The sequence below is a fragment of the Mesorhizobium sp. AA22 genome, assembly GCF_001672375.2.
GTDB lineage: Bacteria > Pseudomonadota > Alphaproteobacteria > Rhizobiales > Rhizobiaceae > Mesorhizobium > Mesorhizobium wenxiniae.
The window spans coordinates 3,810,588-3,835,082 of sequence record NZ_CP048406.1 but is presented as its reverse complement, the minus strand read 5'-3'; the positions used below and the strand labels follow the sequence as shown (position 1 = coordinate 3,835,082).

26 protein-coding genes and 1 pseudogene are annotated in these 24,495 nt (G+C 63.4%); 9 read left to right on the top strand and 18 right to left on the bottom strand.

Annotation, left to right across the window (positions count from 1 at the left end; genetic code table 11):
* Positions 1-36 precede the first annotated feature (36 nt).
* From soxA to A9K68_RS18405, 8 genes and pseudogenes are all read right to left on the bottom strand, one after another.
* Positions 37-815, bottom strand: a pseudogene (gene soxA / locus A9K68_RS18440) (sulfur oxidation c-type cytochrome SoxA).
* Positions 815-1,135 carry a thiosulfate oxidation carrier complex protein SoxZ gene (gene soxZ / locus A9K68_RS18435; RefSeq protein WP_065009378.1) on the bottom strand — a complete coding sequence of 107 codons (321 nt, stop codon included), beginning with the start codon at positions 1,133-1,135 and terminating at the stop codon, positions 815-817. The pseudogene soxA and the gene soxZ overlap by 1 nt, the downstream one beginning before the upstream one ends.
* The gene (locus tag A9K68_RS18430; RefSeq protein ID WP_246811183.1) at positions 1,135-1,551 is read right to left on the bottom strand and encodes a SoxY-related AACIE arm protein; all 417 of its coding nucleotides are present in this window, start codon (positions 1,549-1,551) and stop codon (positions 1,135-1,137) included. Before A9K68_RS18430 ends, soxZ begins: the two co-directional genes overlap by 1 nt.
* 68 nt (positions 1,552-1,619) lie before the next feature.
* Positions 1,620-2,072, bottom strand: a complete 453-nt coding sequence (soxX, locus tag A9K68_RS18425; RefSeq protein ID WP_348640687.1) for a sulfur oxidation c-type cytochrome SoxX — start codon at positions 2,070-2,072, stop codon at positions 1,620-1,622.
* Positions 2,069-3,331: an NAD(P)/FAD-dependent oxidoreductase gene (locus tag A9K68_RS18420; protein WP_203546850.1), complete on the bottom strand. Its 1,263-nt coding sequence runs from the start codon at positions 3,329-3,331 to the stop codon at positions 2,069-2,071. The genes soxX and A9K68_RS18420 overlap by 4 nt, the downstream gene beginning before the upstream one ends.
* Entirely contained in the window at positions 3,318-3,662 is a 345-nt protein-coding gene (locus A9K68_RS18415) for a c-type cytochrome (RefSeq protein WP_246811182.1), read from the bottom strand. The genes A9K68_RS18420 and A9K68_RS18415 overlap by 14 nt, the downstream gene beginning before the upstream one ends.
* Positions 3,649-5,823, bottom strand: coding sequence for a molybdopterin cofactor-binding domain-containing protein (locus A9K68_RS18410; protein ID WP_065009381.1), 2,175 nt, complete (start codon positions 5,821-5,823; stop codon positions 3,649-3,651). Before A9K68_RS18410 ends, A9K68_RS18415 begins: the two co-directional genes overlap by 14 nt.
* Positions 5,824-5,834: 11 nt before the next feature.
* Positions 5,835-6,305 carry a (2Fe-2S)-binding protein gene (locus A9K68_RS18405; RefSeq protein ID WP_029352620.1) on the bottom strand — a complete coding sequence of 157 codons (471 nt, stop codon included), beginning with the start codon at positions 6,303-6,305 and terminating at the stop codon, positions 5,835-5,837.
* Between the two features lie 320 nt (positions 6,306-6,625).
* On the opposite strand from A9K68_RS18405, the gene A9K68_RS18400 reads away from it, so the two are divergent.
* From A9K68_RS18400 to A9K68_RS18390, 3 genes are all read left to right on the top strand, one after another.
* Complete coding sequence (locus tag A9K68_RS18400) at positions 6,626-7,345, top strand: response regulator (protein WP_065009610.1); 720 nt, start codon at positions 6,626-6,628, stop codon at positions 7,343-7,345.
* Positions 7,342-8,823: an ATP-binding protein gene (locus A9K68_RS18395; RefSeq protein WP_029352626.1), complete on the top strand. Its 1,482-nt coding sequence runs from the start codon at positions 7,342-7,344 to the stop codon at positions 8,821-8,823. Before A9K68_RS18400 ends, A9K68_RS18395 begins: the two co-directional genes overlap by 4 nt.
* Before the next feature lie 190 nt (positions 8,824-9,013).
* Complete coding sequence (locus A9K68_RS18390; RefSeq protein WP_082982491.1) at positions 9,014-9,469, top strand: c-type cytochrome; 456 nt, start codon at positions 9,014-9,016, stop codon at positions 9,467-9,469.
* Positions 9,470-9,501: 32 nt separating this feature from the next.
* On the opposite strand, the gene A9K68_RS18385 is transcribed toward A9K68_RS18390, so the two are convergent.
* Positions 9,502-10,077: a periplasmic heavy metal sensor gene (locus A9K68_RS18385; protein ID WP_082982492.1), complete on the bottom strand. Its 576-nt coding sequence runs from the start codon at positions 10,075-10,077 to the stop codon at positions 9,502-9,504.
* Positions 10,078-10,146: 69 nt separating this feature from the next.
* On the opposite strand from A9K68_RS18385, the gene A9K68_RS18380 reads away from it, so the two are divergent.
* Positions 10,147-10,677 carry a Crp/Fnr family transcriptional regulator gene (locus tag A9K68_RS18380; RefSeq protein WP_163603046.1) on the top strand — a complete coding sequence of 177 codons (531 nt, stop codon included), beginning with the start codon at positions 10,147-10,149 and terminating at the stop codon, positions 10,675-10,677.
* 19 nt (positions 10,678-10,696) lie between these two features.
* Here A9K68_RS18380 and A9K68_RS18375 read toward each other — a convergent pair whose 3' ends face one another.
* The 9 genes from A9K68_RS18375 to A9K68_RS18335 form a co-directional block, all read right to left on the bottom strand.
* Positions 10,697-11,176, bottom strand: a complete 480-nt coding sequence (locus A9K68_RS18375) for a c-type cytochrome (protein ID WP_246811181.1) — start codon at positions 11,174-11,176, stop codon at positions 10,697-10,699.
* 24 nt (positions 11,177-11,200) lie between these two features.
* Positions 11,201-12,061 (bottom strand): hypothetical protein, encoded by an 861-nt coding sequence (locus A9K68_RS18370; RefSeq protein WP_065009384.1) that lies wholly within the window; start codon positions 12,059-12,061, stop codon positions 11,201-11,203.
* 245 nt (positions 12,062-12,306) lie between these two features.
* Positions 12,307-12,591: a copper-binding protein gene (locus A9K68_RS18365; RefSeq protein WP_065009385.1), complete on the bottom strand. Its 285-nt coding sequence runs from the start codon at positions 12,589-12,591 to the stop codon at positions 12,307-12,309.
* 27 nt (positions 12,592-12,618) lie between these two features.
* Positions 12,619-13,107 (bottom strand): cupredoxin family protein, encoded by a 489-nt coding sequence (locus A9K68_RS18360; protein ID WP_065009386.1) that lies wholly within the window; start codon positions 13,105-13,107, stop codon positions 12,619-12,621.
* Positions 13,108-13,150: 43 nt separating this feature from the next.
* Positions 13,151-14,509 carry a copper oxidase gene (locus A9K68_RS18355; protein WP_065009387.1) on the bottom strand — a complete coding sequence of 453 codons (1,359 nt, stop codon included), beginning with the start codon at positions 14,507-14,509 and terminating at the stop codon, positions 13,151-13,153.
* Between the two features lie 17 nt (positions 14,510-14,526).
* Positions 14,527-15,987 carry a TolC family protein gene (locus A9K68_RS18350; protein WP_163603115.1) on the bottom strand — a complete coding sequence of 487 codons (1,461 nt, stop codon included), beginning with the start codon at positions 15,985-15,987 and terminating at the stop codon, positions 14,527-14,529.
* Positions 15,981-16,214 (bottom strand): hypothetical protein, encoded by a 234-nt coding sequence (locus A9K68_RS18345; RefSeq protein WP_065009389.1) that lies wholly within the window; start codon positions 16,212-16,214, stop codon positions 15,981-15,983. The genes A9K68_RS18350 and A9K68_RS18345 overlap by 7 nt, the downstream gene beginning before the upstream one ends.
* A gap of 599 nt (positions 16,215-16,813) precedes the next feature.
* The gene (locus A9K68_RS18340) at positions 16,814-17,251 is read right to left on the bottom strand and encodes a YqaA family protein (RefSeq protein ID WP_065009391.1); all 438 of its coding nucleotides are present in this window, start codon (positions 17,249-17,251) and stop codon (positions 16,814-16,816) included.
* A 26-nt stretch (positions 17,252-17,277) separates the two neighbouring features.
* Positions 17,278-19,281 (bottom strand): DUF4396 domain-containing protein, encoded by a 2,004-nt coding sequence (locus A9K68_RS18335; protein WP_065009392.1) that lies wholly within the window; start codon positions 19,279-19,281, stop codon positions 17,278-17,280.
* 333 nt (positions 19,282-19,614) lie between these two features.
* Between A9K68_RS18335 and A9K68_RS18330 the strand changes: the two genes are divergently transcribed.
* The 5 genes from A9K68_RS18330 to A9K68_RS18310 all read left to right on the top strand — a co-directional run bounded on the left by A9K68_RS18330 (position 19,615) and on the right by A9K68_RS18310 (position 24,479).
* Entirely contained in the window at positions 19,615-20,334 is a 720-nt protein-coding gene (locus A9K68_RS18330; protein ID WP_065009393.1) for a FadR/GntR family transcriptional regulator, read from the top strand.
* A 61-nt stretch (positions 20,335-20,395) separates the two neighbouring features.
* Positions 20,396-21,370, top strand: coding sequence for a sialic acid TRAP transporter substrate-binding protein SiaP (locus A9K68_RS18325; RefSeq protein ID WP_065009613.1), 975 nt, complete (start codon positions 20,396-20,398; stop codon positions 21,368-21,370).
* 80 nt (positions 21,371-21,450) lie between these two features.
* The gene (locus A9K68_RS18320; protein ID WP_065009394.1) at positions 21,451-22,023 is read left to right on the top strand and encodes a TRAP transporter small permease; all 573 of its coding nucleotides are present in this window, start codon (positions 21,451-21,453) and stop codon (positions 22,021-22,023) included.
* 3 nt (positions 22,024-22,026) lie between these two features.
* Entirely contained in the window at positions 22,027-23,433 is a 1,407-nt protein-coding gene (locus A9K68_RS18315) for a TRAP transporter large permease (RefSeq protein WP_065009395.1), read from the top strand.
* Positions 23,430-24,479, top strand: coding sequence for an L-idonate 5-dehydrogenase (locus A9K68_RS18310; RefSeq protein ID WP_065009396.1), 1,050 nt, complete (start codon positions 23,430-23,432; stop codon positions 24,477-24,479). The genes A9K68_RS18315 and A9K68_RS18310 overlap by 4 nt, the downstream gene beginning before the upstream one ends.
* Positions 24,480-24,495 lie beyond the last annotated feature (16 nt).

Below are 24,495 nucleotides of genomic sequence, written 5' to 3'. Positions count from 1 at the left end.
GTCCGCGACAGGTGAAGACCGGCCCGCCGGCCGGCATCACGGCCGGACCGCCGGCGTCTCGACCAGCAGGCCGCGGGCCCGCTCCATCAGATGGAGCTCCAGCTCGACGAGTTCGGGTGCGCTGAAGGCGAAGGGCTCGGCCCTCACCCCGATCATGCAGTTGCGCAGGCGCCGCTGCAGCGAACCGACCGTCTGCCACTCCAGTCGGTAGAGCGGATAGCCGGTCGGATGGGCCTGCGGGATGACACTGCCGCCGAGCCGTTTGCCCCAATTGTCGTCGTGGCAGGAGGCGCAGGAGAGGTTGAGCTGCCGATGCGGCTCTGGAACAGGCGCCGTCCGTTGTCGCGAAACGGCGCGAGCCGGGCGTCGGTCGCCGGTATGATTGGCATGCCGCGCGACTGATGCGCCACATAGGCCGTCAGGGCGAGCAAAGCGTCAGACTCCGGCGCTAACGGCTCGGCCTGCTGCCGCTCCGCTCGGCAGGAGTTGATACGCCAGGCAAGGTCGATCGGCCGTCCTATCGCCTCGTCAAAGGCCGGGTAGCGCGCGGCAACGCCGCGCATCGTCTGGGAAGCATCGCCATGGCAGCCGGCGCAGGCGACATCCGCCCTGCCCCCCGCCTGTTGCCAGAGCTGCTCGCCCTGCAGCACCCACAGCATGCCGGGGTTGCTCGTGTCGTCGGCCTGCAGCGCCTGCGTCTCCGGCGTCATAAAGTCGAAACCGGAGCGCTTCGCGCTGTCTTCGATGCCGGCTGCAGAGACGATGCCGCAAATAGCGGCAACACCGAGGGCTGCTAGCCGCCAGAGCGTATGCATTAGTTCACCGTTATCATGGCGGACGCCGTCTGCGTCCTTCCTGTGTCGTCCGTCCAGGTGAAGTCGATCGTGCCGCTCGTCGTGGCGACGAAGGTGAAAGCAATGAACGGATTGGCCGACACCGCTGGAAAGAGATCGGCCGAAAACACCTCCTCGCCGTTGTAGGCGCAGGCGAAGCGGCGGATGATGTCGCGGGGGATGTTGGAGCCGTTCGGGCCGATACGATAGCCGGTTTCCATCGGATGGGCGATCATCGCCTTGATCTCGACGACCTCGCCCTGCCTGGCCGTTTTCGGCACATTGACGAGCGCGCGCGCCATTATGAGAGATCCTCGATGCAGGCGGCCAGCGTGACGATGGCGCTCGCCCGGCTCGACCAGAAGCTGCCGTCGCTCATCTCCGCAACGGCCACCACCACCTGAGTGGTCGCGAGGCGGATCCGCGTCGAGACGGTGGCGCGGCCCGTGCGCGGCCCGAGGTGGAAAACCGCGACATTCGCCTCCGGGTTCTTCTCGTTGAAGACCGCGATGCGCCGGACATGGTCGTCCGCGGTCATCGGGCTCTCGGCGGCGACCGTGATCCCGACCGCGTTGCCGTTCTCGACCAAGGGTGGCAGATCGAGCCGGATGCGGCCGTCGAGGACGTCGGCTCCCCCGGTGAAGGTCCGGATCGCGTCCTCGAGGCTCGGACGGGCAACAGCCCAGCGCGGCAGACTGATCACCAGCAGACCAGTCATGCCGGCCCGAAGAAACTGCCGCCGTCCGGCCAAGCCTCCGTAAACTCGAAGCGGGTCTTCGTGCATAATCACCCCTTCAGCGTGGTGAGATAGGCGACGATATCCTCGATATCGGCGCCGCTCAGGATCGGCTTGCTGCGCCAGACGGTGGCGACACGCCGGCCTTGCTCATCCGCGACCCGATAGTAGGAAGGCATGATCGTGTTCGGCACGAGCCGCTTCATGTCGACCACGCGCAGCCGGATCTGGCCATCCGAAAGCCTTGCCCCGACGCCGGTCAGGTCGGGCGCCAGCGTGCCGTGCAGATGCGCGTCGGGAAACGGGCCGCTGTGGCAGAGCGTGCAGAGGCCGCGCTGCCGGTCCGAGATCAGCGTGGCGCCGCGCGCCGGATCACCCGTGCCGCCGACCAGAGGCTCCCTGATCGCATCGCCGGTCACGACATAAGACCCCATCTCCTCGCCGGCACCGGGCGAGGCCGCAAGCTGCAATCCCATAAGAGCGAGGCAAGCCACCCTCATCATCCGAACACTTCACTGGTGATCGTTCGGAACCAGTCCTCCGCATAGGCCGCTTCCAGTTCGCGATCGGAGGGCGGTGTTTCGAGCGGGCTGGTGCCGCCCGCACCCTCCACCTCGGCAAGCAGGCCGTCGCGCGGCTGGTAGACGCCTGCGATCGAAATGCCGTAGTCGGGCGCGACCAGGCTGTAGCAGGTGTTGATGAGCTTCGGCTGCCCCGGCTGCCGCTCCCTGACCAGCGCGCTGACCGCCGCAGCGCAGGCTTTTGCCTGGGCGTTGGCGCTGAAGGCGGATTTCGGCATAGCCCCGCCGATCGCCGCGTCGCCGACGACGTGGATCGCCGGCTGCAGGCGGGACTCGAAGGTGACCGGGTCGATCGGACACCAGCCCGTCTGATCGGCGACGCCGGCCGACTGCGCGATCCCGCCCGCACGCTGCGGCGGGATCACGTTGGCGACATCTGCCTTGTGATTGCCGAACTCGGTCACCAGCGTCCTTGTCGCTGGGTCGACTTCCGTCACTCTGCCGCCCGAGGACAGTGGCACCCATTCGATCAAGCCGGGATAGAGTTCTTGCCAGGCCGCTTCGAACAGGCGCTGCTTCGAAAAAGCGTCCTTGGCGTCGAGGATGATCAGCTTGGAGCGTGGCTTGCTGGTCTTGAGGTAATGCGCGATCAGGCTTGCCCGCTCGTAGGGACCGGGCGGGCAGCGGAACGGATTGGCTGGCGCGGAGAGAACGACGACCCCACCGTCCGGCATCGCCGCGAGCTGGTCGCGCAGCAGCAGCGTCTGCGGCCCCGCCTTCCAGGCATGCGGCATGATCGCCCCTGCCGCCTCGTCGTAGCCCGGCAAAGCGTCGAAGCGCAGGTCGACGCCGGGCGCCAGCACCAGTCTGACATAGCCGATGTCCGTACCATCCTCCAGCCGAACGCGCCGGCGCTCAGCATCAACGGCGACAGCGCGCTTGCGGATGGGGCCGATGTCGCCGAACCGGTCATAACCGAAGGTCTGCGCCTCGATGCCACGCAGCCCTGCAACAACGGCATTGCTGAACGGGCAGGCCAGATAGGCTGTCTCTGGCTCGATCAGCGTCACGGCAAGGTCGCGATCCAGCCGTTTCAGCGCGCGGGCGCAGCTCGCCCCGGCAAAGCCGCCGCCGACGACGATCACGCGGGGCTGCGCCTGTGCGCGCACCTGCGGCGCGGCAAGGACGGCCGCGGCGACGCTGGCCGCCGCGCCACCGATCAGGGCTCTACGGCTGGGCATGGCGTGCCGCCTCCGGTTTAGCGAGCCATTCGGCGATGGCGCGCGTCTCCTCCTCGGTAAATCCCCTGGCGATGCGGTCCATGACCGTCGCCTTGCGCTCACCGGAACGGAAGGCTTGCATCTGGGCAATGATGTCGTCGGCCGCATGGCCGTCGAGCGAGGGGATGGCTGAGCCGAGCGCCGCCGGCCCGTGACAGCCGGTGCACGCCGTCGCACCAGCCGCCGCGTCGGCCCGCGCCGACGCGCTGGCCACGAGCCCCGCAAGCAGAACGGGCACGAACGATCGTCTGCCGCGCCTGTTCTTCGAGCGCCTCATGTCATGCGAGGTCATGGTTTTTCAACGGCAGCGTGCGGATGCGCTTTCCGGTGGCGGCGAAGATCGCATTGAGGACGGCCGGCGCGGCGACCGCTATGGTCGGCTCGCCGACGCCGCCCCAGAAGCCGCCGGACGGCAGTATGATCGTCTCCACCTCCGGCATCTCGGCCATGCGCAGAACCTCGTAGCTGTCGAAGTTCTCCTGCTCCATGCGGCCGCCATTGACCGTGCACTCGCCGTAAATGCAGGCGGAAAGGCCGTAGACGAAGGAGCCCTCGACCTGCCGTTCCACCTGTGCGGGATTGACGACATGACCCGGATCGGTGGCCGCCACAATGCGGTGGATCCTGAGCTGCCCGTCGGTGACCGAAACCTCCGCTGCCGCCGCGACATAACTGCCGAAACCCATGATCTGCGCGAGCCCGCGGTGAACACCCGCTGCGGCCGGGGTGTCCCAGCCGATCCGTTCGGCAACCGCCTCCAGCACAGCGAGATGCTTCGGATGTTTGGCCATCAGCTTGCGGCGGAAGGCGAGCGGGTCGACGCCGGCCGCATGGGCGAGTTCGTCCATGAAACACTCGACGTAGAGCGCGTTCTGGTTGAGGTTCACGCCGCGCCAGAATCCTGGCGGGATCGGCGGGTTGCGCATCGCATGGTCGACAAGCAGATTGTCCACCGTATATCCTAGCGTGCCTTCCGTGCCGGCGAGCACGAGGCCCTGAAAGACCACCGGGTCCATACCGTTCTGCATGCCTTCCGGCCGCACTGCGGCAAGGATCGACTGGCCGGATATGCGCATGTGCAGAGCGGTCAGGTTGCCGTCCGCGTCAAGCGAGCCCGTCAGTCGGCATCGCGTGGTCGGGTGATAGGCGCCGTGCAGCATATCCTCTTCGCGCGACCACATAAGCTTTACGGGCGTTCCTGGCACCTGCTTGGCAATGCTGACCGCCTGGCGCACATAGTCCTGGAAGTTGCCGCGCCGGCCGAAGCCGCCGCCGAGATGGATCTTGTGCACCTCGCATTGCTGCACCGGCAGGCCTGCGGCCTCGGCCGCTGCAGCAAGGCTCGCCTCGCCATTTTGGGTCGGCACCCATACCTCGCAGCGCTCCGGCGTGTAGAGCGCCGTCGCGTTCATGGGCTCCATGGTCGCGTGGTTCTGATAGGGGTAGGCATAGGTCGCCGTGACCGTCCGGCCGGCGGCGGACAGGGCGGCACCCGCGTCACCTTGCTCGGCGCCAATGAAGGCATCATTTGCGGCGAGGCCCTCTTCGAGCATCGCCGCGATCGAGGCGCTGGTGACCTGCCTGTTGGGACCTTCGTCCCAGACGACCGGCAGGGCATCGAGTGCGGTCTTCGCCCGCCACCACGTGTCGGCGACAACGGCAACGGCGGTTTCGTCGACCTGAACGACGGTGCGCACGCCGGGCATGCCTGCGACCGCCGCCGCGTCGAAGCTCTCCACCTTGCCGCCGAAATACGGACAGGCCCGGATCGCCGCGTTGAGCATGTTCGGCAGCTTGAGATCAACACCGTAAACCTGGCTGCCGTTGAGCTTGTCGGCCGTGTCGAGCCGCGGCAGCGGCTTGCCGGCTATGGTCCAATCCTTGGGGTCCTTCAGCGTGATGTTGGCGGGCGGCCTCATCCGCGCGGCGGCGGCGGCCAACTGACCATAAAAGGTGGCGCGATCTGATGCTGCATGCGTGACCATGCCCATCCTTGCAGTGCATTCGCTGGCCGGCACGCCCCATTCGGCGGCCGCTGCGGCAATCAGCATCTCGCGCGCAACGGCGCCACCAATGCGCACATACTCGTGCGACTCGCGGATACCGCGGCTGCCCCCGGTCGAGAAATTGCCCCACACGCGGTCGCGTGCGAGGTTCTGGGCCGGCGACGGATATTCGGTCGTGACCTTTGACCAGTCGCAATTCAGCTCCTCGGCGACGAGTTGCGCCAGGCCGGTCAACGTCCCCTGCCCCATCTCGGAACGGGCGATGCGGATGACAACCGTTTCGTCGGGCCTGATCACCACCCAGGCATTGATCTCCGGCGCGGTCTCGGCGCCCTCGGCAAGTGCCGGCTTGATGAACGGCACGTTGAATCCGAGGGACAGGCCGCCGGCCGTGGAGGCCACGCCGATGATGAAGCTGCGGCGGGAGATGGAAATTATGGCGTTCATGACTGATCTCCTCAACCGCGCTGCGTGGCTTCGCCGCTTTTGGCGGCCAGCTTGATCGCGGCGCGCACCCGGTTGTAGGTGCCGCAGCGGCAGATATTTGTGATCTCGGCGTTGATGTCCTCGTCCGCGGGGTTCGGGTTCTGCATGAGCAGGCCCGCCGCAGCCATGATCATGCCGGCCTGGCAGTAGCCGCATTGCGGCACATCGAGCGCAAGCCAAGCCTGCTGGACCGGATGTGAACTGTCTGGCGAAAGCCCTTCGATGGTGGTGATTTGCTGGTCCGGCTCGACCGCGCTCACCGGAAGTACGCAGGAGCGCGTGGCGACGCCGTCTATATGGACGGTGCAGGCGCCGCAGGCGGCAACGCCGCAACCGTACTTCGTGCCGGTAAGCCCGATCTGCTCGCGGATCACCCACAGCAGCGGCGTATCCGGATCGACCTCGATGTCACGGGGCGTGCCGTTGATGATCAATCTGGCCATTGTGCAATCCTTTCGATCAAAGGCTGGCGAGGACCGCCGTCTGGATGCCGCGCGGCATGGCCTGGCGGCAAAGACCGGAAGTCCGGGCTAGCGACGAGGCCAAGTTAGGCGGAAGCTGTCGCAGAACCTTGTCCCGACGACCGGCAGTTCATCGCAAGCTGTCGCAGGCGCTGCGCTCTGATACATCTCGTTACACTTCTCACGCTTTGTTGATGCCGCACGAGATTGCCGCCGTGGCGCAGAAGGTGATCATCCGTGTAGACGCAAACCAAATATCGTCGATACTGGCCGACTATTCAGCGGCGGCTTTGGAGCATTGTATGGAAGCGGCGCAGCACATCGCGGTCGTCGACGACCACAGGGACATCCGCGACCTCGTCGGGAAATACCTCACCCAGCAAGGTTATCGCGTCAGCGTCGCCGACAGCACGGCCGCGCTCAAGCGGCTGCTCGACCGCAGCCTGCCCGATCTTATCGTCCTCGACGTCATGATGCCTGGCGAGGACGGCATTGCCGCCTGCCGGCACGTGCGCGGGACGGTGGACGTTCCGATCATCTTTCTTACCGCCATGGCCGAGGAGATCGACCGGATCGTCGGCCTCGAGATCGGGGCCGACGACTACCTGACGAAGCCGTTCAATCCGCGAGAACTGCTGGCGCGGATTAAGGCCGTGCTCAGGCGAGTCCACAGCCTGCCGCCGCAGCGCGGTCGTCTCAAATCGAACGCGCTGCGGTTCGACCGCTGGACGCTGAATGTAGGCCGCCGCGAGCTGGTCGGGCTCGACGGCGTGGCGGTCGCGCTCAGCACGGCTGAATTCCGCCTTCTCACCGCCTTTATCGAGCATGTCGGCATCGTACTCAGCCGGGATCAGCTGCTCGACCTCACGGTTGGGCGCTCGGCCGACGGGTTCGACCGGGCCGTCGACAACCAGGTGAGCCGGCTGCGCAAGAAAATCGAGGCGGACCCGAAGAGTCCGATGCTGATCAAGACGCACTGGGGCGGCGGCTACTGCTTCACCGCCGAGGTGGCTCCGGCATGATGCTGTTGTGGAGACGCAGCCTGGCGGCCCGCTTCCTCATGCTGGTGCTGCTTGCGCTCGCCCTGTCGCAGGCAATCACATTCCTGATCTCGTGGGACGAGCGCGGACAGGCCCTGCACGCGGCGGCCAAAGGCGAGTTCGTCAGTCGCACGTCCTCGCTTGCGCTTCTGCTGGACACCACGCCGCCCTCGCTTCGGCCCGACATCCTCAACGTCAGCGGCACGGCCTATACGCGTTTCTGGACCTCGGACGGCGGACCGAACAATCCCCTCGCCTGGCAACAGGAAGCCTTGACCCAGCTCGCCAAGCCGCTGCCCGGGATTGCCGGGAAGTATGCCGCCTACGTGAACGGACAGGCCTCGAGCGCAGTCGATGCCGCCGACCCTTCCGTGCCGCCGCGCATGGTGGATTTGTCCGGCAATGGCAGGCCTTTCTCTCGGCCGGCCAAGTTTCTTTATATGGACGCCGCCCCAAACGGCATGGGCCTTTCCGTCCGCCTCGATGACAGCACCTGGCTGAATGCGGCCTACGCCAAGGCAATGCCGAACGCCTTCTGGACGACGCAATCGGCGATATCGCTGGCGCTCACTGCACTCATCCTCTCCGCCATCGCGATTTTCGGGGCGCAGGCAATCGCGCGTCCGCTGCGACGGCTCGCCAATGCCGCTGAACTGTTCGGCCGCGGCGAGGCTGTGCCGCGGCTGCCGGAATCAGGGCCGGCCGACATCCGCCAGACCGCCGAGGCGTTCAATCGCATGCAGGAGCGCCTGCAGCGTTTCGTCGAGGACCGCACGCGCATGCTGGCGGCGATCAGCCACGACCTGCGCACGCCGCTGACCTCGCTCAGGCTGCGCGCGGAGTTTGTCCAGGATCACGATCTCCAGGAAAAGATGTTGAAGACCATCGAGGAGATCCAGTCGATGACGGAAGCAGCGCTCGCCTTCGCGCGCGAGGACGCCGCCGTGGAGGAGACGCGAACCGTCGATCTTTCGGCGCTGGTCGGCAGCCTCTGCGACGATCTGGCAGAGCTGGGCCAAAACATCACTGTCAGCGACGGGCCAAAGGTGCTGTATCGCTGCCGGCCGGACTCCCTTCGCCGGGCGATCCGCAATCTCGTCGAAAATGCCGTCCGCTATGGCGAGCAGGCCAAGGTGAGCCTGGTCAGGAGTGCCGACAGCCTGGACATCGTGGTCGAGGACGCCGGACCTGGCATACCGCCAGGCGATATGGAACAGGTGTTCGCCCCCTTCTTCCGCCTGGAGCAGTCGCGCAACCGGGAGACTGGCGGCGTCGGGCTCGGCCTGTCAATTGCCCGCGCCATCGCCCGTCACCACGGCGGCGACATCGTGCTGGAAAACCGGAGCAACGGTCTTCGCGCGGTCATCAGGCTGCCGCTCATCGACATGGCCAAGCAGCTGGCCCCGGCGCCTGTACCTGAAACGCACCCTCCGACCGGACTGCGATCCTTGCCGGTTTGACCGAAACCTGTCCCGCGATCGGAACTCCCGCGCTGTCGCGCCACGGTTCGATCAATGTCGTCGCAACCCGCATGCTCCCCAGTGCCTTTCTTAACCCAGCCGCCGCTCTCGCTGCTGAGCGGCTGGTCCTGCCGGAAGCTTCCGGCCACCAGCAAAGCCCCTCTCTTCAACGTTCCGCAGAGGTCATCCGATGAGCCATTCACAAGCCACGACACGCAACCACGTTATTTCCGTCGGAGTTGCCACCGCATCTCCGGCGACGTTCATCACGCGAGCGCGTCCGTCCCTGGCCGCGCTCTTGGTTGCCGGCGGCCTGCTGTTGCCTGGCGCCGCTTCCGCGCAGCAGGCCGACGGCGAGCGGCTGTTCCGGCAACGCTGCGGCAGCTGCCACAGCTTGGAGCCAGGCCAGAACAGAACCGGTCCGCATCTGTCGGGTGTTATCGGCCGCAAGGCCGGCAGTGTCGAGGGCGCCCGCTATTCGGCCGCGCTGCGAGAATCGGCCATCATCTGGGAAGGCCGCACCCTCGATACCTTCCTCGCGGCGCCACGCCGGATGGTTCCGGGCACGTCGATGACAGTGGGCGTTCCCAACCCCGCTCAGCGCGCCGCGATCATCGGCTATCTGGAAGGTGCGGTCGCACAATAGTGTCCGCTGATGAAACCAAGGCGTAGCCCTGTTCAATCGACCTGCCCAGAGTATCCGCGAAGCTGTGAGTACCGGCGGATCTGCTCAGGGGTAAGCAATTCGGCCATCTCGAGATGATAGCGCAGGTGCGCTGCCCGTAGCACGCCTTGCACGTCGGCGATGGTCTTTGTCAGTTCAGCGAGTTGTGCCGAAATTATCTTTCGTTCGGAAAACAAGCGGTCAAGTTCGGTCTCTTTCTCGATGATGCGTAGTCCGAGCGGGATGGTTTCTGCCTTCATCCGATCCAGCAGGGCCTTGGTCCGCGACGCCTGTTCATCGGTGACGCCAAGGGCATCCCGCAGTTCGAGGACATGTGACGGACCCGGATAGGAGTTGAGTTCGGCCGCCAGCGCCAGACCCATCCCTCGCCCGGCCAAAAGATCAGCCATCTGCTCGCCCGAGAGCGCTTTCACGCGGCGTTTCTCCATCCCGGAATAAGAAGATGTGGCTGGATCCTTTCCTTCAGCGGCCTTGTGATGGTTGATGCTGCCATGCTGCTGTGCCAGCCCGTGAGGGACGGCAAGAAAAGTCAGCATGAGAGACAGCACGGCAATGGGGATGCGGTTCATCGAGCGATCTCCGGCGTTTCTTCTTGCGGGGTTTGACACGGCCGCGGGAACTGAAACATGATTGCGATCATGTCTGAACTCCTCTTCGAGCGATTCCTTGAACTCGCGGAACGCGAGCAATCTCTCCCTGCCGGCAGCGTCCTGTTTCGTATGGACGACCCGGTCTTGTCGCTCTTCCTGGTCACCGCGGGAGAACTGCGCCTTGTCCGGGCACTTCCTGACGGGTTCCAGCTGACGTTGCAGCGTGCCGGCTCGGCTTCGATCCTGGCCGAGGCTTCGCTGTTTGCGGATCGATACCATTGCGACGCCTTGGCGACCGAGGAATCGACGGTGCGCGCTGTATCGATCACCAGGGCCAAGGCGGTGCTCGAAAGCGATCGCGCGCTGGCCTCCTCACTGCTGCGACACTTGGCGGGCGAGGTCCACCGGACGCGAACGCGAGCCGAGATATTATCCCTGAAATCCGTCGCGGCGAAAGTTAGTGCCTGGATGGAATGCAACGGCGGCGTCTTGCCGCCCAAGGGACGCTGGCATCACGTTGCGTCGGAGATCGCCGTTACGCCGGAGGCGTTTTATCGGGAGCTTGCCCGTCGGCGATGATGTGCCGCCACAATGCGGCTCATCGTGCGGATGATTCTCGCCGAGCAAAGAGGCGGTTCAGTTTGTCGTGGCGACGGCGCATGTCGTCCGGCCAGCGCGACTTGATATAGGACAAGGCCGCGATGATATCGGCGTCGGTCAGGAGTCCCCCGAAAGCTGGCATCCGCGTTTTGTAATCCTTGAGGTTGGCGGCTTCGGCGACGCCGAGTTTCGTTATCCTGAACAGCAGTGTGTCCGGGTGGTGCCAGGTGTGACCGCTTTCGTCGTGGGGCGGGGCCGGAAGGAATCCATCCTTGTCCTGCGCTTTCCAGCCCGTTTGACCTTCGAGGTTCTTGCCATGGCAAGAGGCGCAATGCGCCACGTAAACGGCCTCGCCGCGCGCAATGACACGGGCATCGTCGGCCTTGAGGATCCCGCCCGACTTGCCCCCGAAAACTAGAACCACGCAGACCGCCACCAAGGCGGCGAGAGCAAGCGCCAGCGCCAGCTTTCCAGTCACCCTACGATCCACTGTGTCACCGCATCAACGACCGAGTTCGGTCCAGTTGACGCCGCCGTCGGTGCTGGCCAGGATATCACCTTGGTGAGACGCCACGAATATCCGATCCTTGTCGGCCGGATCGACCGCGAGATGCAGCAGGATTCGGTCACTCAAGCCGCTGGAAAGAGGCGCGAAGTTCAGAGCAGCCTCCGCGGATCGGACAAGTCCTCGTCCCACCACGAACGCGTAGACGGAACCGTCGGCCGTCACCTCAACGAGACTGACGGGCGCGCCATCGACGACCGTTTCCCAGATCAGGCCTCCATTCCTACTGACCGACAGACCTCCTTCAGTCGCGGCGTAAATGGTGTCGGCGTCCTTTGCCGATGCGGCGAGGTCGATCACCTTTTCGGGCAGCAGTCCAACCACCGACCATGTCTTCCCGGCATCGCGGCTCACCTGTAGGCCGCCGTAGGCGCCGTAGAGAACCTGAGGATCGGCCGAGCTGACCGTCATCTGGTGAAAGTCGACCGGCCCGTCTGCACCCGGCGCGATCTGCGTCCATGTCGCGCCGTTGTCGGTCGAGGCGATGAATCCGAGATTACCGCCGCCTGCGGGGTGGCCGCTGGCGTAAAGCGACCTCGGGTCGGATGGGTCGGGAGTGAATCCCATGAAATCCTGCACCGGCGAAATGAGCTCTGCCTTCCCGTCCGGCCCGGCACGAAAGAGACCATGGTGCGTTGCTATCAGGAGCTTGCCGGAATTATCCCTATCTACGGCCAGCCCGTGGATGTGCGTACGCTCCTTCAGTTGCGAAACGGAGACGGCCTCGGCTCCTGCAGCCGATCCGGTCGAGGTGGCCGCAATCAGACTCGCGACGAGAATTCCCAGGAGTTGTTTCATCTCGTCGCCTCCAACTTCGCCCTAAGCGTCATGACGGGCATGATATCAGGACCGGGATTGCGGTGCATCCGACAAGTCTGCGCAGCCCAGCCCGCCGTCTGACCGACGCGGCGCTGGGCCGCGGAACTGGGCCGCGCAATTGCGCCGCCGGTGTTACGCCGCCTAGTTCGGACATCGGCCACATAGGCTGCCTGCGAACTTTCCGACATCGGATTTATTTTTCAACCCGCGGCGCTGGTCCCGGATCACTTGATGCCGGTGACCGTTATGCGTCCGTTGACACGGTCGGCTGTAAACTCGATCGCCTGCCCCGCCTTGACCTTCTCGAGCATACCGCCCTCCGCGACGACGAACACCATCGTCATGGCGGGCATATCGAGATTGGTCAGCGGCTCATGCTTGATCGTCAGTTTCTTCTGTTTGGCGTCGACCTTGATGACTTCGCCCTTCACGTATTCCTGCGCGAGCGCGCTTCCGCCGATGGCGAGCATGAGCGCGAGTGTCGAGAGTGCCTTTACCAATAGTGTCATGATCTGCTTCCTTTGCGATTTTGGGGGTTAGTGGGCGACGGTGATATTGCCCTTCATGCCGGAATCGAAGTGACCCGGGATCAGGCAGGCGAAGCCGAATTCGCCGGCGTTGGCGAACGTCCAGATGATCTCGCCTCTGGCGCCGGGCGCCAGCCGGATTGAGTTGGGATCGGCGTGCTCCATCTCGGGGAACTTCTCCATCAGCGCCTTGTGCTCCATGATCCCCTCATGGACGTCCATGACGAATTCGTGGTCGACTTGGCCCTTGTTGACGAATTTCAGGCGAACGGTCTCGCCCTTCTTCACCCTGAGGACGGCCGGTTGGAACAACATCGTCCCGTCGCCCTTCTCCGACATCGAGATTTTGACAGTCCGCTTTGCCTTGCCAGCTTCACCAGGGTTGCCGATCGGCATCGTAGCGGCTTTGTCGCCATGGCCTCCGGCATGGGTTCCACCGGCAAGTGCTGTACCCGAACTGACCGCCATTAAGACGGCCGCTGCGATTATACGTTTCATGCTGCACTTTCTCTCATTGTTGAGGTTGAGGGGTTTCGGTTTCTCATCCCTGTTTGCCGTGACCGCCGTGCGCTGCCGGGGCCATCATTTTTGCGTCGCCTGATTTCGTCGGAGCGGGGACATCGCCCTTCCATTCGTAAGCCACGGTTCCCTCCGGGTGCTGGTACCAGCCCGGATCGGCGTAATCGTTCGAGGCAAGGCCCTCGCGAACCTTCACGACCGAGAACATCCCGCCCATCTCGATGGCGCCGAATTGGCCCCAGCCGGTCATCATCGGGATCGTGTTGTCGGGAAGCGGCATCTCCATCTCGCCCATGTCGGCCATGCCGCGGTCACCCATGGCCATGTATTCGGGCTGGACCCGGCGGATTTTATCGGTGAGCTTCGAGTTGTCGACGCCAATGAACGTGGGCACCTCGTGGCCCATGGCGTTCATTGTGTGATGCGACTTATGGCAATGGATCGCCCAGTCGCCCTCGTATTTGGCATCGAACTCGTACGCCCGCATCGCACCGACCGGAATGTCGATCGACACCTCGGGCCAACGCGCCTCCGGGCGGACCCAGCCGCCATCGGTGCAGGTCACCTCGAAGTCGTAGCCATGCATGTGGATCGGATGGTTGGTCATCGTCAGATTGCCCACCCGGACCCTGACCCGATCATTCTTTGCTACGGGAAGATGGCTGATCCCTGGAAAGACCCGGCTGTTCCATGCCCAGAGATTGAAATCCGTCATCTCCATGATGCGCGGGACGTACGACCCCGGTTCAATGTCGAAAGCGTTCAGCAGGAACACGAAATCGCGGTCCACCCGCATGAATTTCGGGTCTTTCGGATGAATGACGAAGAAGCCCATCATACCCATGGCCATCTGGACCATTTCGTCGGCGTGCGGGTGGTACATGAAGGTTCCGCTCTTCACGAGGTCAAACTCGTAGACGAAGGTCTTGCCCGACGGAATTCCCGGCTGCGTCAGTCCGGTCACGCCGTCCATGCCGTTTGGCAGGATCATGCCGTGCCAGTGGATGGTGGTGTGCTCGGGAAGCTTGTTGGTCACGAAGATGCGCACACGGTCGCCTTCGACCGCCTCGATCGTCGGACCGGGAGATTGACCGTTGTAGCCCCAGAGATAGGCCGTCATGCCGGGCGACATCTCGCGCTCGACCGGCTCGGCCACGAGGTGGAACTCCTTCACGCCGTTGTTCATGCGATGCGGAAGGGTCCAGCCGTTGAGCGTCACGACCGGCTGGTAGTCCGGTCCGCTTGTCGGGAAGATCGGAGGCTGCATGTCGGGGGACTCCATGATTGGAGCGTCGGGCAGCCCCATCGCGGACGTTTTGGTCCATGCAGTGGCGCCGGCGAGCAGGGCTCCCGCGCCTAGCAACTGACGTCTTGAAAGCATATCTCTTCTCCTTGAGTTCAGTGGCTTTCGGCGCCCGCTTCGACCGCGGCCGGTGCATCGCCGCCTCCGGACGAGCTTGCGCCGCCACCGTGGATGGCGGTTCCGAGGTTGACGTCGGCCAGCCAAAAATTGCGCTTGGCATTGAGGGAAAGCATGATCGAGCTGATTTTCGCGCGTGTGTCCGCCAGCAGCTCGAACGTGTTGGTGATCATGCCGTTGTAGGTGAGGACCGACTCCGCCTCGATCTTTGTTCGCAGCGGCACAACATTGTTCCGATAGTGCCGGGCAATGTCGTAGGTCGAACGGTAGCTGTCATAGGCGGATCTGGCCTCCGACCGGATGTTGACGGCCTTTTCCGCGATCCGGTTTGCGGCTTGCATGTAGGCAAGCTCGGCCTTGCGCATGCGTGCCTTGCCGGTATCGAAAATCGGAATGACGAACTCGACCTCCAGAGTGGGTGAGACACTCGTCTCCGTTCCGCCCTCCTCCGCCTCCTCTCGTTCCACCTCCACGCCGGAAAGTAGTTCCAGATCGCTGACGTAGCGGGTCGCCTCGGTCAGACTGTAGGATTTCGCCAGCGCTTCCAGCTCAAGTTTCGCGATCTCAAGGTCAACGCGATTTTTTAGCGCCTCCGCCTCGATCGCGCGTTTGGCCTTGGCTCCTTTCGGCAAGGCTGGAAGCATGTTGGGGACTGAATAATCGACATCCGGTCCCCATAGACCCATCAGCCGGGTGAGCTCTTCCTTGGCGGTTCGCGCAGCGAGCCGCGCCTCCGCCGCCTGACCGGTGATCTCGGCATAAAAGACGTGTTCGCGGGCTTGGCCGGTCTTTGTGAACGCGCCCGTCTCGCCAAGTTTTTGAGCGAGTTCGGAGGCAGCATCGGCGGCGGCTTGCGCCTTGTTCAGATACGAAACGCTCTCCCAGGCCGAGACAGCATTGATCCAGGCCCGCCGCGTGTCCGCGGCCAGTCGTAGTGTCTCTTCGGCGGCGCGGAGCTGGGCCTGACGGAAACGTGCATCCGCGACTGCGACGCGCCGCTTATGGGTCGCCAGCGCAAGGATGTTGCTGACCACCGCTCCTTCAATCGTCCGCACAGGATCGACGCCGATGATGCCGACAGAGATCGTCGGATTGACGAGCATCGATTCCTGCCACATGTCGGCCGCCGACAGACCGATCTCGGCGTAGGCGGCCTGCAGGCCCTTGTTGTTGAGCAAGGCGACCTGCACCGCGGTGTCCGGGCCGATCGTCTTCTTCTGGACGAGGCGCTTCAGGCGCTCTGAAATTGCCCGCGCTTCCTCGCTGGATTGCACCCACACGGTTTTCTTGCCGATCACGGATTCCGCGCGCGCCGCGACCGTCGTGAAGCCGGCCATCGGGGCTGAAATGCCATCAAGGGGCCCGCTGGTCGTGCATCCGGCTGCGATCAGCGGGATGGTTACCACCACAGCTATGGTCAGGGGTCGGCGCTTCATGATCCCTCTCCCGGATTCGCAGAGGAGCGGTCTTCATTGAGACGCCGCCAATTCTGCGGATCCACCGGCTCCCGGTGGCGATAGTCGACCACGACCGGGTGGTAGCGTGCATCACGGATGCCCATTGCGGGATCGGCCGGATTGAAGGCGGGAAGGATGTCCGGCGGCGTGGTTGCCGCACATCCGGCAACTAACAGCGATGCGAGCATCGCGGAGCTTGCGATTTTCATTGTAGACCTGAAGCTTGACGTATGCGTTTGGCCGCGCGGGAACGGATTCCCGACGCTGCGCGAACACCCCGAAAGGGCGCGTCAGCTCAGATGTTTGGGGGGCCTTATGAGCGCAGTGTATTCGCCAAGCGGTAAGGTGACGTCAACAACGGGCGCAAAGCAGCGGGAGACAACATGCTCCAAGTCAGGGCAGTCGACTGGCACCGCATTTGCCGGCGCGCAATGGACTTCACAGGTCTTGTCGGAGGATTGCTTGGCGCCGTGATGATGCTCCGACGTATCCGCGCCGTCCGCCGTGGCGCCGTGATGGCCCATGTCGTGTGCGGATGTCCCGTCTTGGAGATCCGCCCCGGCTTGGAGATCCGCCCCGGCGTGAAAAACCGTGGCATTGGCTGTGGCGAACAGACCAGGCTGAAGAGCCGACATGACCAGGAACCCAACCGCCAGCATTGCTCGGACCGGTATGCTTCCTAAGATCGTAATTCGACCAAGAGCCCTCATCGCACCCTTCCGACAATTGTTCGTCTGATTTGTCAAGGTCGTGGCGGTCACTTTGCTGCGGTGCAACCAAAAGTGAACGCAACTGCCTGCCATTCGGTTTACATCAGGCCCAGCACCGCCCCGGCGACAACCAGGTAACGCGAAACCTTCGCGAGGGCGACGATTGCGACAAAGCTCCATAGCGGCTCGCGCAAAACCCCAGCGACCACTGTCAGTGGATCGCCGATGATCGGCATCCAGCTTAACAGGAGCGACCATCTTCCATAACGGTGATACCATCTCATGCCGCGGTTAAGCGTCGCGGGAGGCAGCGGAAACCAGGGCCTGTCCCGGAAGCGTTCGATGCCTCGACCAAGCCCCCAGTTCACCACAGAACCCAGGACATTGCCCAGGCTGGCGACAAGAACCAGCATTGCGGGCGAGAAGGAATCCATGGCGAGGAGCCCTGCAAGGGCGGCCTCCGACTGCGCCGGAAGGATGGTCGCCGCGGCGAAGGCAATAGCAAACAGGCCGCCGTAGATGGCCAAGGTATCCATCTACGTTTCGCCTTGCGGAGCGGGCTTCAGGCTTGCACATCGATCACGACCATCAGTCCGCCACCGCCCTTCTCTTCGACATTGTTGTTGGTCGTATGATGCCCGATATGGCAGTGGATCAGCCATTTTCCTGGCCGGCGTGCCTGCCAGACGACATCGTAGCGTTGCCCGGGTCCGACGTTGACCGTATCGGCAAGGAATCGCGCCGGCTCAGGGATAGTCTCGCCATCGCGGGCGACAACTTCGAATGGACCGCCATGGATGTGCATCGGGTGGATAAACCCATTATTGGTGCCGATGAAGCGCACTTTCAGAGTTTCGCCGACCTTCATCCTGATCGTGTCCGTTGACGGATAGGCGCGGCCGTTTATGGTGAAATAATTCGGCTGTCCGCCGTCCATCGGCATCGACGGAAAAGTCAGGCCCTCCCGCATCAGCCATTCCTGAAGCTGAATAACATAGTCGTGGTCGGCCGCAATCTCGTCCTGGGGATTGGCGGGATCGATGATGAGTGCGCCGTAGAGTCCGAGCGCCTGCTGGCGATCGACATGGTCATGCGAGTGATAGAAGTAGGTCCCCGACTGGCCCGCCGTGAATTCATATCGGTAGCTGCCTCCGGGCGGGATCGGCTCCTGCGTGATCTCGGCCGGGCCATCCATTTCGTTCGGCAGGATCAACCCGTGCCAGTGCAGGGTCGTGCTCTCCGGCAGGCGGTTCGTGACATTGATCCGAACCCGGTCGCCTTGCCGGATATGCAGCCGTGGGCCCGGAACCTGACCGTTGACCGCATAGGCGTCGACTTTCACGTCCGGCAGGATCGCCCAGCGGATAACCGAGGTTTCCAGGTCGAACACCTTCACCCCGTTCTCCATCCTGGCTTGCGGTTCCCGGTCGCCTCGAACCTCCAGGCCATGGCTGGCCGTGATCAGGCGAGGATGCACGGCGGCCATGTCCAGCATCGCTGCAGCCGGCGTGTCGCGGTCCGTGACCATGCCGGGCGGCATGATGGCGCCGCCTACGTCTCGCGCGCTGAGGGTGAGGTTCACCCAATTGGCCGGAGCGATCATGCCGAGCGCCAGCGCAAGTACGGACACGCCGCCCAAGGCCGCGAGTTGCGGCACAGTTGCATCCGGTTCCATGCGGTGACCGCCATGCGTACCACGCGACCCGCCTCCCCGATTGCCGTGGGAGGAGCCATAGCTGGATCCATGATGGCCGGCTCCGGAGTTATCGCCTGGGTTGCCATGTCTGGGGTTGCCGTGTTCGTCAAAGCGCGCGTCAGCGTGACTGTGCCCCGCCTTCCCGACTTCCGCGCCGCCATATGCGTGCTCGCGCCTGCCTTCCCTGGCCTTGTCGAATTCCGGTACGCGTTCGGTCATCAGCCCGTGCTTCAGGCCTCGGGCCACCATCCATACGTTAGAAGGATATGCGGTGATGAAGCCGACGATCACGCCGAACGACATGACACCCCAGAACAGGAGCTCGGTCGGCTCCATGGCCCGCATGTCGCTGCCCATCATCAGGAAGCTCATGACCGGCGCCATGCCCGCCATCATGAAATTCATGCTGATGAATTCCGGGATGAAGCTCTTGCGGACATTCTCCCAATAGGTGCCGCCCATCATCGATTTCATGAACAGCGACTGGAAGATGAACAGGCCGAAGGCGAATCCGGCGACATACTCAACGATGAGATCGATCCACATCGGCAACCCTAGCGCGGCGGTGATTGCCGCCGCGAGGATGATGCCGGTGGCGTCTCCGGCGACGCAGTGGATCGTAGAGCCGACGCCTTGCTTCCAGAGCGGCTTGGTGAACGCCTCGTGTTCGCCCGGCCGCGGCTCCTTGTCGGCCAGCACGTAAATCAGCAGCCCGAGCGGCCCCATATAGAGCGTGACCAGGATGAAGCCCCATTTCATCACCACGGGTTCGGGATTGTTGCGGAACTGATCCCACGCCACGTAAACCGTGCTGAGGGCCGCTAGAACGAACCAGACTGCAAGAAAGTAGTCGACGGGCTGTACGAACACTGCAGAACTCCTATCGGTTTTCTCTCCACTGACCTAGGGCGGCGGACTGTTTCGGCCGCCTTCTTGAACGCGCCGCGTCATAGCCCACCTGCGTAGAACTCCTGAGATGATGTTGGCGGCGAAACCACGCGATAAGCCTTCCAGTTGCTGGAAGGTCAAGCGTTGCCGTTCAGTTGTGGCCGATCCGTCGTTCCAGGAAAGCACGAAGTTCCATGGGCATTCTCTGCTGCTTGACTCTTCGTTTTTTTCGGGGCACCTTCGATCAATAGGTCAGACCAATTTACCGATCTGGGATCAGCCCTGATGATTCCGTTGAAGTAGAAATGGGTAACAATGCCGATCCAGGCCGTTGAACCGCGTCGACTTTACCGACAGATCGCCGATCAGCTCAGGCAGCTGATCGACGCGGGCGAGTTCGCAGTCGGCGATCGGCTGCCGACCGAGCGCGAACTGGCCGATCAGCTTGGCATCTCCCGCCCGACTGTCCGTGAAGCGCTGATCGCCCTCGAGGTCGAGGGGCGCATACGCATTCGCGTCGGCTCCGGCATCTACGTCACCGACCGGCCGCGTGCCGAGGTTTTGACCGCAGAGATGGATGAAGGCCCGTTCGAGTTGTTGCGGGCGCGCGAGTTCCTCGAAGGGGCGATCGCCGCCGAAGCCGCCCTCCATGTTCGGCCGATTGACATCGAACATATGGATGACGTGCTGCGACGCATGGAGGACATACTTCACCCGACCAAGATGACGATCGCGCTCGACCGCGAGTTCCATACGATGGTGGCGGGCATTCTCGGAAACGCCGTCCTGGTGCGCTGCATCGGCGAGCTTTTCGACCAGCGCATGAACCCATATTTCGAACGACTGTCGAGTTATTTCGAGAACAGGGAGTCCTGGCGGGCCGCGGCGGAGGAGCATCGCGCGGTGCGCGACGCGATCGCGGCGCGCGAGCCCGAACGGGCCAAGGCCGCCATGCAGGAACATCTGCGTCAGTCTCAACTGAGATTCTCACGCAATTTCGGTGAGAAATCTGCGGCCAGGGAGGTCGCGGGATAGGAGTCGGCCGACCGGGAGGATCCTGTCGGCACAGTCAAATCCAATCACAGGGAGGAATATGATGTTGAGAAAATACGTCGTTCTGCTCGTCACGATCGCCGCAATCGCTCTGCCCATGGCTTCGGCCTCTGCACAAACCGCGCTGAAATGGGCTCACGTCTACGAAACGTCCGAACCCTTCCACACCGAGTCCGTGTGGGCGGCGGAAGAGATCAAGAAGCGCACCGACGGCCGCTATACAATCGACGTCTTCCCGGCCTCGCAGCTCGGCAAGGAAGCCGACATCAACCAGGGGCTGACCCTCGGCACGGTTGACATCATCATCTCCGGATCGAGCTTCGCCGCCCGCGAATTCCCGCCGATCGGCGTGACCTACTTCCCGTTCACTTTCCGCGACGCCGATCATCTGCTCGCTTACACCAAGAGCGACAAATACAAGGAGTTGACCGGCGGCTACGAAGAGGCGTCCGGCCATCACATCACGGCGACCACCTACTACGGCACCCGTCACACGACCTCCAACCGGCCGATCGAAAAATGCGCCGACATGCAGGGCCTGAAGATCCGCGTGCCTGATGTGCCGGCCTATCTCGCCATGCCGCGCGCCTGCGGCGCCAACACCGCGCCGATCGCCTTCGCCGAGGTCTATCTCGCCTTGCAGCAGGGCACGGTGGAAGCGCAGGAAAACCCGCTGACGACGATCGACGCGAAGAAGTTCTACGAAGTGCAAAAGCATATTATCCTGACCGGACACATCGTCGACCATCTCAACACGATCGTGTCGCAATCGCGCTGGTCGCAATTGTCGGACGAGGACAAGGCGATCTTCACCGAGGTGATGCAGGAAGCCGCCGCGCGAGCGACAAAGATCATCGTCGATCGCGAGAAGGCCCTGGTTGAGACCTTCAAGGAACGCGGTCTCACCGTCACCGAAGTCGATCGCGCCGATTTCGAAAAGAACGTGATGGAGAAGGTGACGTTCGAGGAGTTCGGCTACCGCAAGGAGGATTGGGAGGCGATCCGCGCCGTCAAGTAACCTGCATCAATCCCGGCCCGGCGCGACAAGCGCGTCGGGTCTGTTGAGCCCGCTATCCCAACGGTGTCCGGAGCTTGCCGATGACCCAAGAGGTCCACACCCAGGTTACCCCCGAAGAACTGGCGCATGCATTCGAGGAAGAAACCGCGCCCGTCGATCTGTCGCGATACGCGGTGGAAGACTGGGTCACGCTCGCCGTGTTCTGGGGCATGTCGCTCTGCGTGTTCCTGCAGTTCTTCACGCGCTACGTCATGAACAACAGTTTTGCCTGGACCGAGGAGATCGCCATCAACTGCCTCGTCGTCGTGGTCTTCCTGGGCTCAGTCATGTGCACGCGCACCACGCGCCACATCCACGTCGACGTGCTTTATCATTATCTCCCCGCTGGGGCGGGGCGCTACCTGGCGCTCGCGGTCAATCTGATTACCATTTGCTTCTTCGCCTATATGTCCTGGCTCCTCTGGCGCTATGTCGGGATCGTCCACCGCGAGCGGATGGTCACCATCAACCTGCCGCGCAACGTCGTCTTCTACGCCGTCTTCGCCGGTTTCGTGCTGATGATGCTGCGCGCCATCCAGCTATTCATCGGCAACATCCGCCGTGGCTACTCGGCGCTGGAGCGCCCCGCCGCGTTCGACGGACTGGGGGAATAGGCCATGCTGCTTCTGATCGGAGCGTTTCTCCTCCTGATGCTGGTCGGCGTGCCCGTCGCTGTGTCGATGGCGGTGTCGTCGCTGCTCTATCTCGCCTTCTATGGCGTGGCGCCCGACATCATTGCCGCGCAGCGCATGATCGCGGGTGTCGAGAGCTTTCCGCTGCTCGCCGTGCCGTTCTTCATCTTCGCCGGCAATCTCATGAACATCGCCGGCGTCACCGGGCGGATCTATTCCTTCGCGCTGGCGCTTGTCGGCTGGATGAAGGGCGGTCTCGCCCAGGTGAACATCATCGGATCGGTGGTCTTCGCCGGCATGTCGGGCGCAGCCCTTGCCGATGCCGCCGGTATCGGCACCATTGAGATCAAGGCGATGCGCGACCACGGCTATCCCGTGGAGGCGGCCGTCGGCGTCACCGCGGCGTCCTCGACGCTCGGTCCGATCTTCCCGCCGTCGCTGCCCTTCGTCATCTACGGCATGATGGCCAACGTCTCGATCGGCGCGCTGTTCATGGCCGGCATCCTGCCCGGCGTCGTCATGACGGTCCTGATGATGGTGACGGTCGCGATCTTCGCCCATCGCCGGGGCTGGGGTTCGGACACGCCATTCAAGTTGAACCGGCTCGCCGCCGCCTCGATCGAGGTAGCCGTCGTATGCTGCTTTCCGCTGGCGGTTTATGTCCTTGTCGAGATGGGACTGTCGCTCAATATTGCCGTTGGCATCGCGCTCGTCGTCCTGATCGCCTGCGACTGGTATTTCGATTTCTCCGCCGTCATGGCGCTCATGACACCCATCATCCTGATCGGCGGCATGACCATGGGCTGGTTCACGCCGACCGAAGCGGCCATGGCCGCCGTCATCTGGTCGTTGTTTCTCGGGCTCGTGCGCTATCGCACGATGACACTCGCAGCCTTGGCCAAGGCCAGTTTCGACACGATCGAGACGACCGCGTCAGTCCTCTTCATCGTCACAGCAGCGTCGATCTTCGCCTGGTTGCTCACGGTCAGTCAGGCGGCGCAGCTCTTCTCGGTCTTCATCACATCGCTGACCGAAAACAAATGGGTGTTCCTGATCCTGGTGAACATCCTGATGCTGGTAGTCGGCTGTTTCCTCGACACGATCGCCGCTATCACGATCCTTGTTCCGATCCTCCTGCCGATCGTGGTCCTCTACGGGATCGATCCTGTGCATTTCGGTCTGATCATGACGCTTAATCTTATGATCGGTCTCCTCCATCCGCCGCTCGGCATGGTGCTGTTCGTCCTCTCGCGGGTCGCCAAGCTGTCGGTCGAGCGTACGACTATGGCAATTCTGCCCTGGCTCGTCCCGTTGATTGTCGCGCTGATCCTGATCACCTTCATCCCCGCCATCACGCTGTGGCTGCCGACGCAAATGGGACTGATCCGATGACCGACAGCGCAGTCGCCGCGACGCTGTTCGGCCCCGAGGATCTGCGTGTCGTCGAGCATCCGCTCGGCCCCCTCACGCCGGAAATGGTGCGCGTGCGTTTCGGCGCAGGCGGCATCTGCGGTTCGGACCTGCATTATTTCCGTCATGCGCGGACCGGCGATTTTGTCGTCAAATCGCCGCTCGTGCTTGGCCACGAGGTCGCCGGAGAGATTGTCGAAATCAGCGCGGACGCGCCCGGACTTGCCGTCGGTGATCGCGTCGCAGTCAACCCGTCGCGCTGGTGCGGCCAATGCGCCCGATGCGCCGAGGGCCGCGCCAATCTCTGCGAAAACATCTATTTCATGGGCTCGGCTTCGAAAACGCCGCATATGCAGGGCGGTTTTGCCAGCGTGTTCGATGCCACGCCGGCGCAATGCGTCAAGGTTCCGCATTCTATCGCCTATCAGGCCGCGGCACTCGCCGAACCACTCGCCGTCAGCCTGCACGCGGTGGCGCGGGCCGGCGACATTGCCGGCCGCAACGTCATCCTGTTCGGCGCCGGCCCGATCGGGCTCCTGACAATGCTCGCCGCCAGGCTCAACGGATGTGGCGAGCTCACCGTCGTCGACATAGCAGAGGCGCCACTCGCCTTCGCCAGCAAGCTTGGAGCAAACAGGACGATCGACCTGTTCAGCGGCGACGAGGAGCTCAAGGCGCTCGCGTCCCACAGGGCGATCGATGTCGCGTTCGAGATTTCAGGTACGGCAGCGGGCCTCGCGGCGGCGATCGACAGCGTTCGGCGCGGCGGCACGGTCGTTCAGGTCGGCAATCTGCCAGGTGGTCAGATCCCGATGGCGGCCAACGCGGTGATGGCCAAGGAAATCAATCTGCACGGCACGTTTCGTTTCGACGCGGAATTCGATCAGGCGGTCGATCTCATCGTCGGCGGGGAGATAGACGTCCTGAAGCTGGTGACCGCCGAACGCCCCCTCTCCTCGGCCCGCGATGCCTTTCGCCTGGCCGCCGACCGCTCGCAGAGCGTCAAGGTGGTGCTGACCGCCGACTGAGGAGTTTTTTCCCCGG

Bases quoted from the DNA above. Each gene is read 5' to 3' on its own strand.
- A9K68_RS18410 (WP_065009381.1), bottom strand. From the start codon at position 5,823: ATGAACGCCATAATTTCCATCTCCCGCCGCAGCTTCATCATCGGCGTG.
- A9K68_RS18395 (WP_029352626.1), top strand. From the start codon at position 7,342: ATGATGCTGTTGTGGAGACGCAGCCTGGCGGCCCGCTTCCTCATGCTG.
- A9K68_RS18320 (WP_065009394.1), top strand. From the start codon at position 21,451: ATGACCCAAGAGGTCCACACCCAGGTTACCCCCGAAGAACTGGCGCAT.
- A9K68_RS18390 (WP_082982491.1), top strand. From the start codon at position 9,014: ATGAGCCATTCACAAGCCACGACACGCAACCACGTTATTTCCGTCGGA.
- A9K68_RS18415 (WP_246811182.1), bottom strand. From the start codon at position 3,662: ATGACCTCGCATGACATGAGGCGCTCGAAGAACAGGCGCGGCAGACGA.
- A9K68_RS18345 (WP_065009389.1), bottom strand. From the start codon at position 16,214: ATGAAAATCGCAAGCTCCGCGATGCTCGCATCGCTGTTAGTTGCCGGA.
- A9K68_RS18405 (WP_029352620.1), bottom strand. From the start codon at position 6,305: ATGGCCAGATTGATCATCAACGGCACGCCCCGTGACATCGAGGTCGAT.
- A9K68_RS18365 (WP_065009385.1), bottom strand. From the start codon at position 12,591: ATGACACTATTGGTAAAGGCACTCTCGACACTCGCGCTCATGCTCGCC.
- A9K68_RS18385 (WP_082982492.1), bottom strand. From the start codon at position 10,077: ATGAACCGCATCCCCATTGCCGTGCTGTCTCTCATGCTGACTTTTCTT.
- A9K68_RS18430 (WP_246811183.1), bottom strand. From the start codon at position 1,551: ATGACTGGTCTGCTGGTGATCAGTCTGCCGCGCTGGGCTGTTGCCCGT.
- A9K68_RS18380 (WP_163603046.1), top strand. From the start codon at position 10,147: ATGTCTGAACTCCTCTTCGAGCGATTCCTTGAACTCGCGGAACGCGAG.
- A9K68_RS18310 (WP_065009396.1), top strand. From the start codon at position 23,430: ATGACCGACAGCGCAGTCGCCGCGACGCTGTTCGGCCCCGAGGATCTG.
- A9K68_RS18400 (WP_065009610.1), top strand. From the start codon at position 6,626: ATGGAAGCGGCGCAGCACATCGCGGTCGTCGACGACCACAGGGACATC.
- A9K68_RS18315 (WP_065009395.1), top strand. From the start codon at position 22,027: ATGCTGCTTCTGATCGGAGCGTTTCTCCTCCTGATGCTGGTCGGCGTG.
- soxZ (WP_065009378.1), bottom strand. From the start codon at position 1,135: ATGGCGCGCGCGCTCGTCAATGTGCCGAAAACGGCCAGGCAGGGCGAG.
- soxX (WP_348640687.1), bottom strand. From the start codon at position 2,072: ATGATGAGGGTGGCTTGCCTCGCTCTTATGGGATTGCAGCTTGCGGCC.
- A9K68_RS18330 (WP_065009393.1), top strand. From the start codon at position 19,615: ATGCCGATCCAGGCCGTTGAACCGCGTCGACTTTACCGACAGATCGCC.
- A9K68_RS18420 (WP_203546850.1), bottom strand. From the start codon at position 3,331: ATGCCCAGCCGTAGAGCCCTGATCGGTGGCGCGGCGGCCAGCGTCGCC.
- A9K68_RS18370 (WP_065009384.1), bottom strand. From the start codon at position 12,061: ATGAAACAACTCCTGGGAATTCTCGTCGCGAGTCTGATTGCGGCCACC.
- A9K68_RS18340 (WP_065009391.1), bottom strand. From the start codon at position 17,251: ATGGATACCTTGGCCATCTACGGCGGCCTGTTTGCTATTGCCTTCGCC.
- A9K68_RS18360 (WP_065009386.1), bottom strand. From the start codon at position 13,107: ATGAAACGTATAATCGCAGCGGCCGTCTTAATGGCGGTCAGTTCGGGT.
- A9K68_RS18355 (WP_065009387.1), bottom strand. From the start codon at position 14,509: ATGCTTTCAAGACGTCAGTTGCTAGGCGCGGGAGCCCTGCTCGCCGGC.
- A9K68_RS18325 (WP_065009613.1), top strand. From the start codon at position 20,396: ATGTTGAGAAAATACGTCGTTCTGCTCGTCACGATCGCCGCAATCGCT.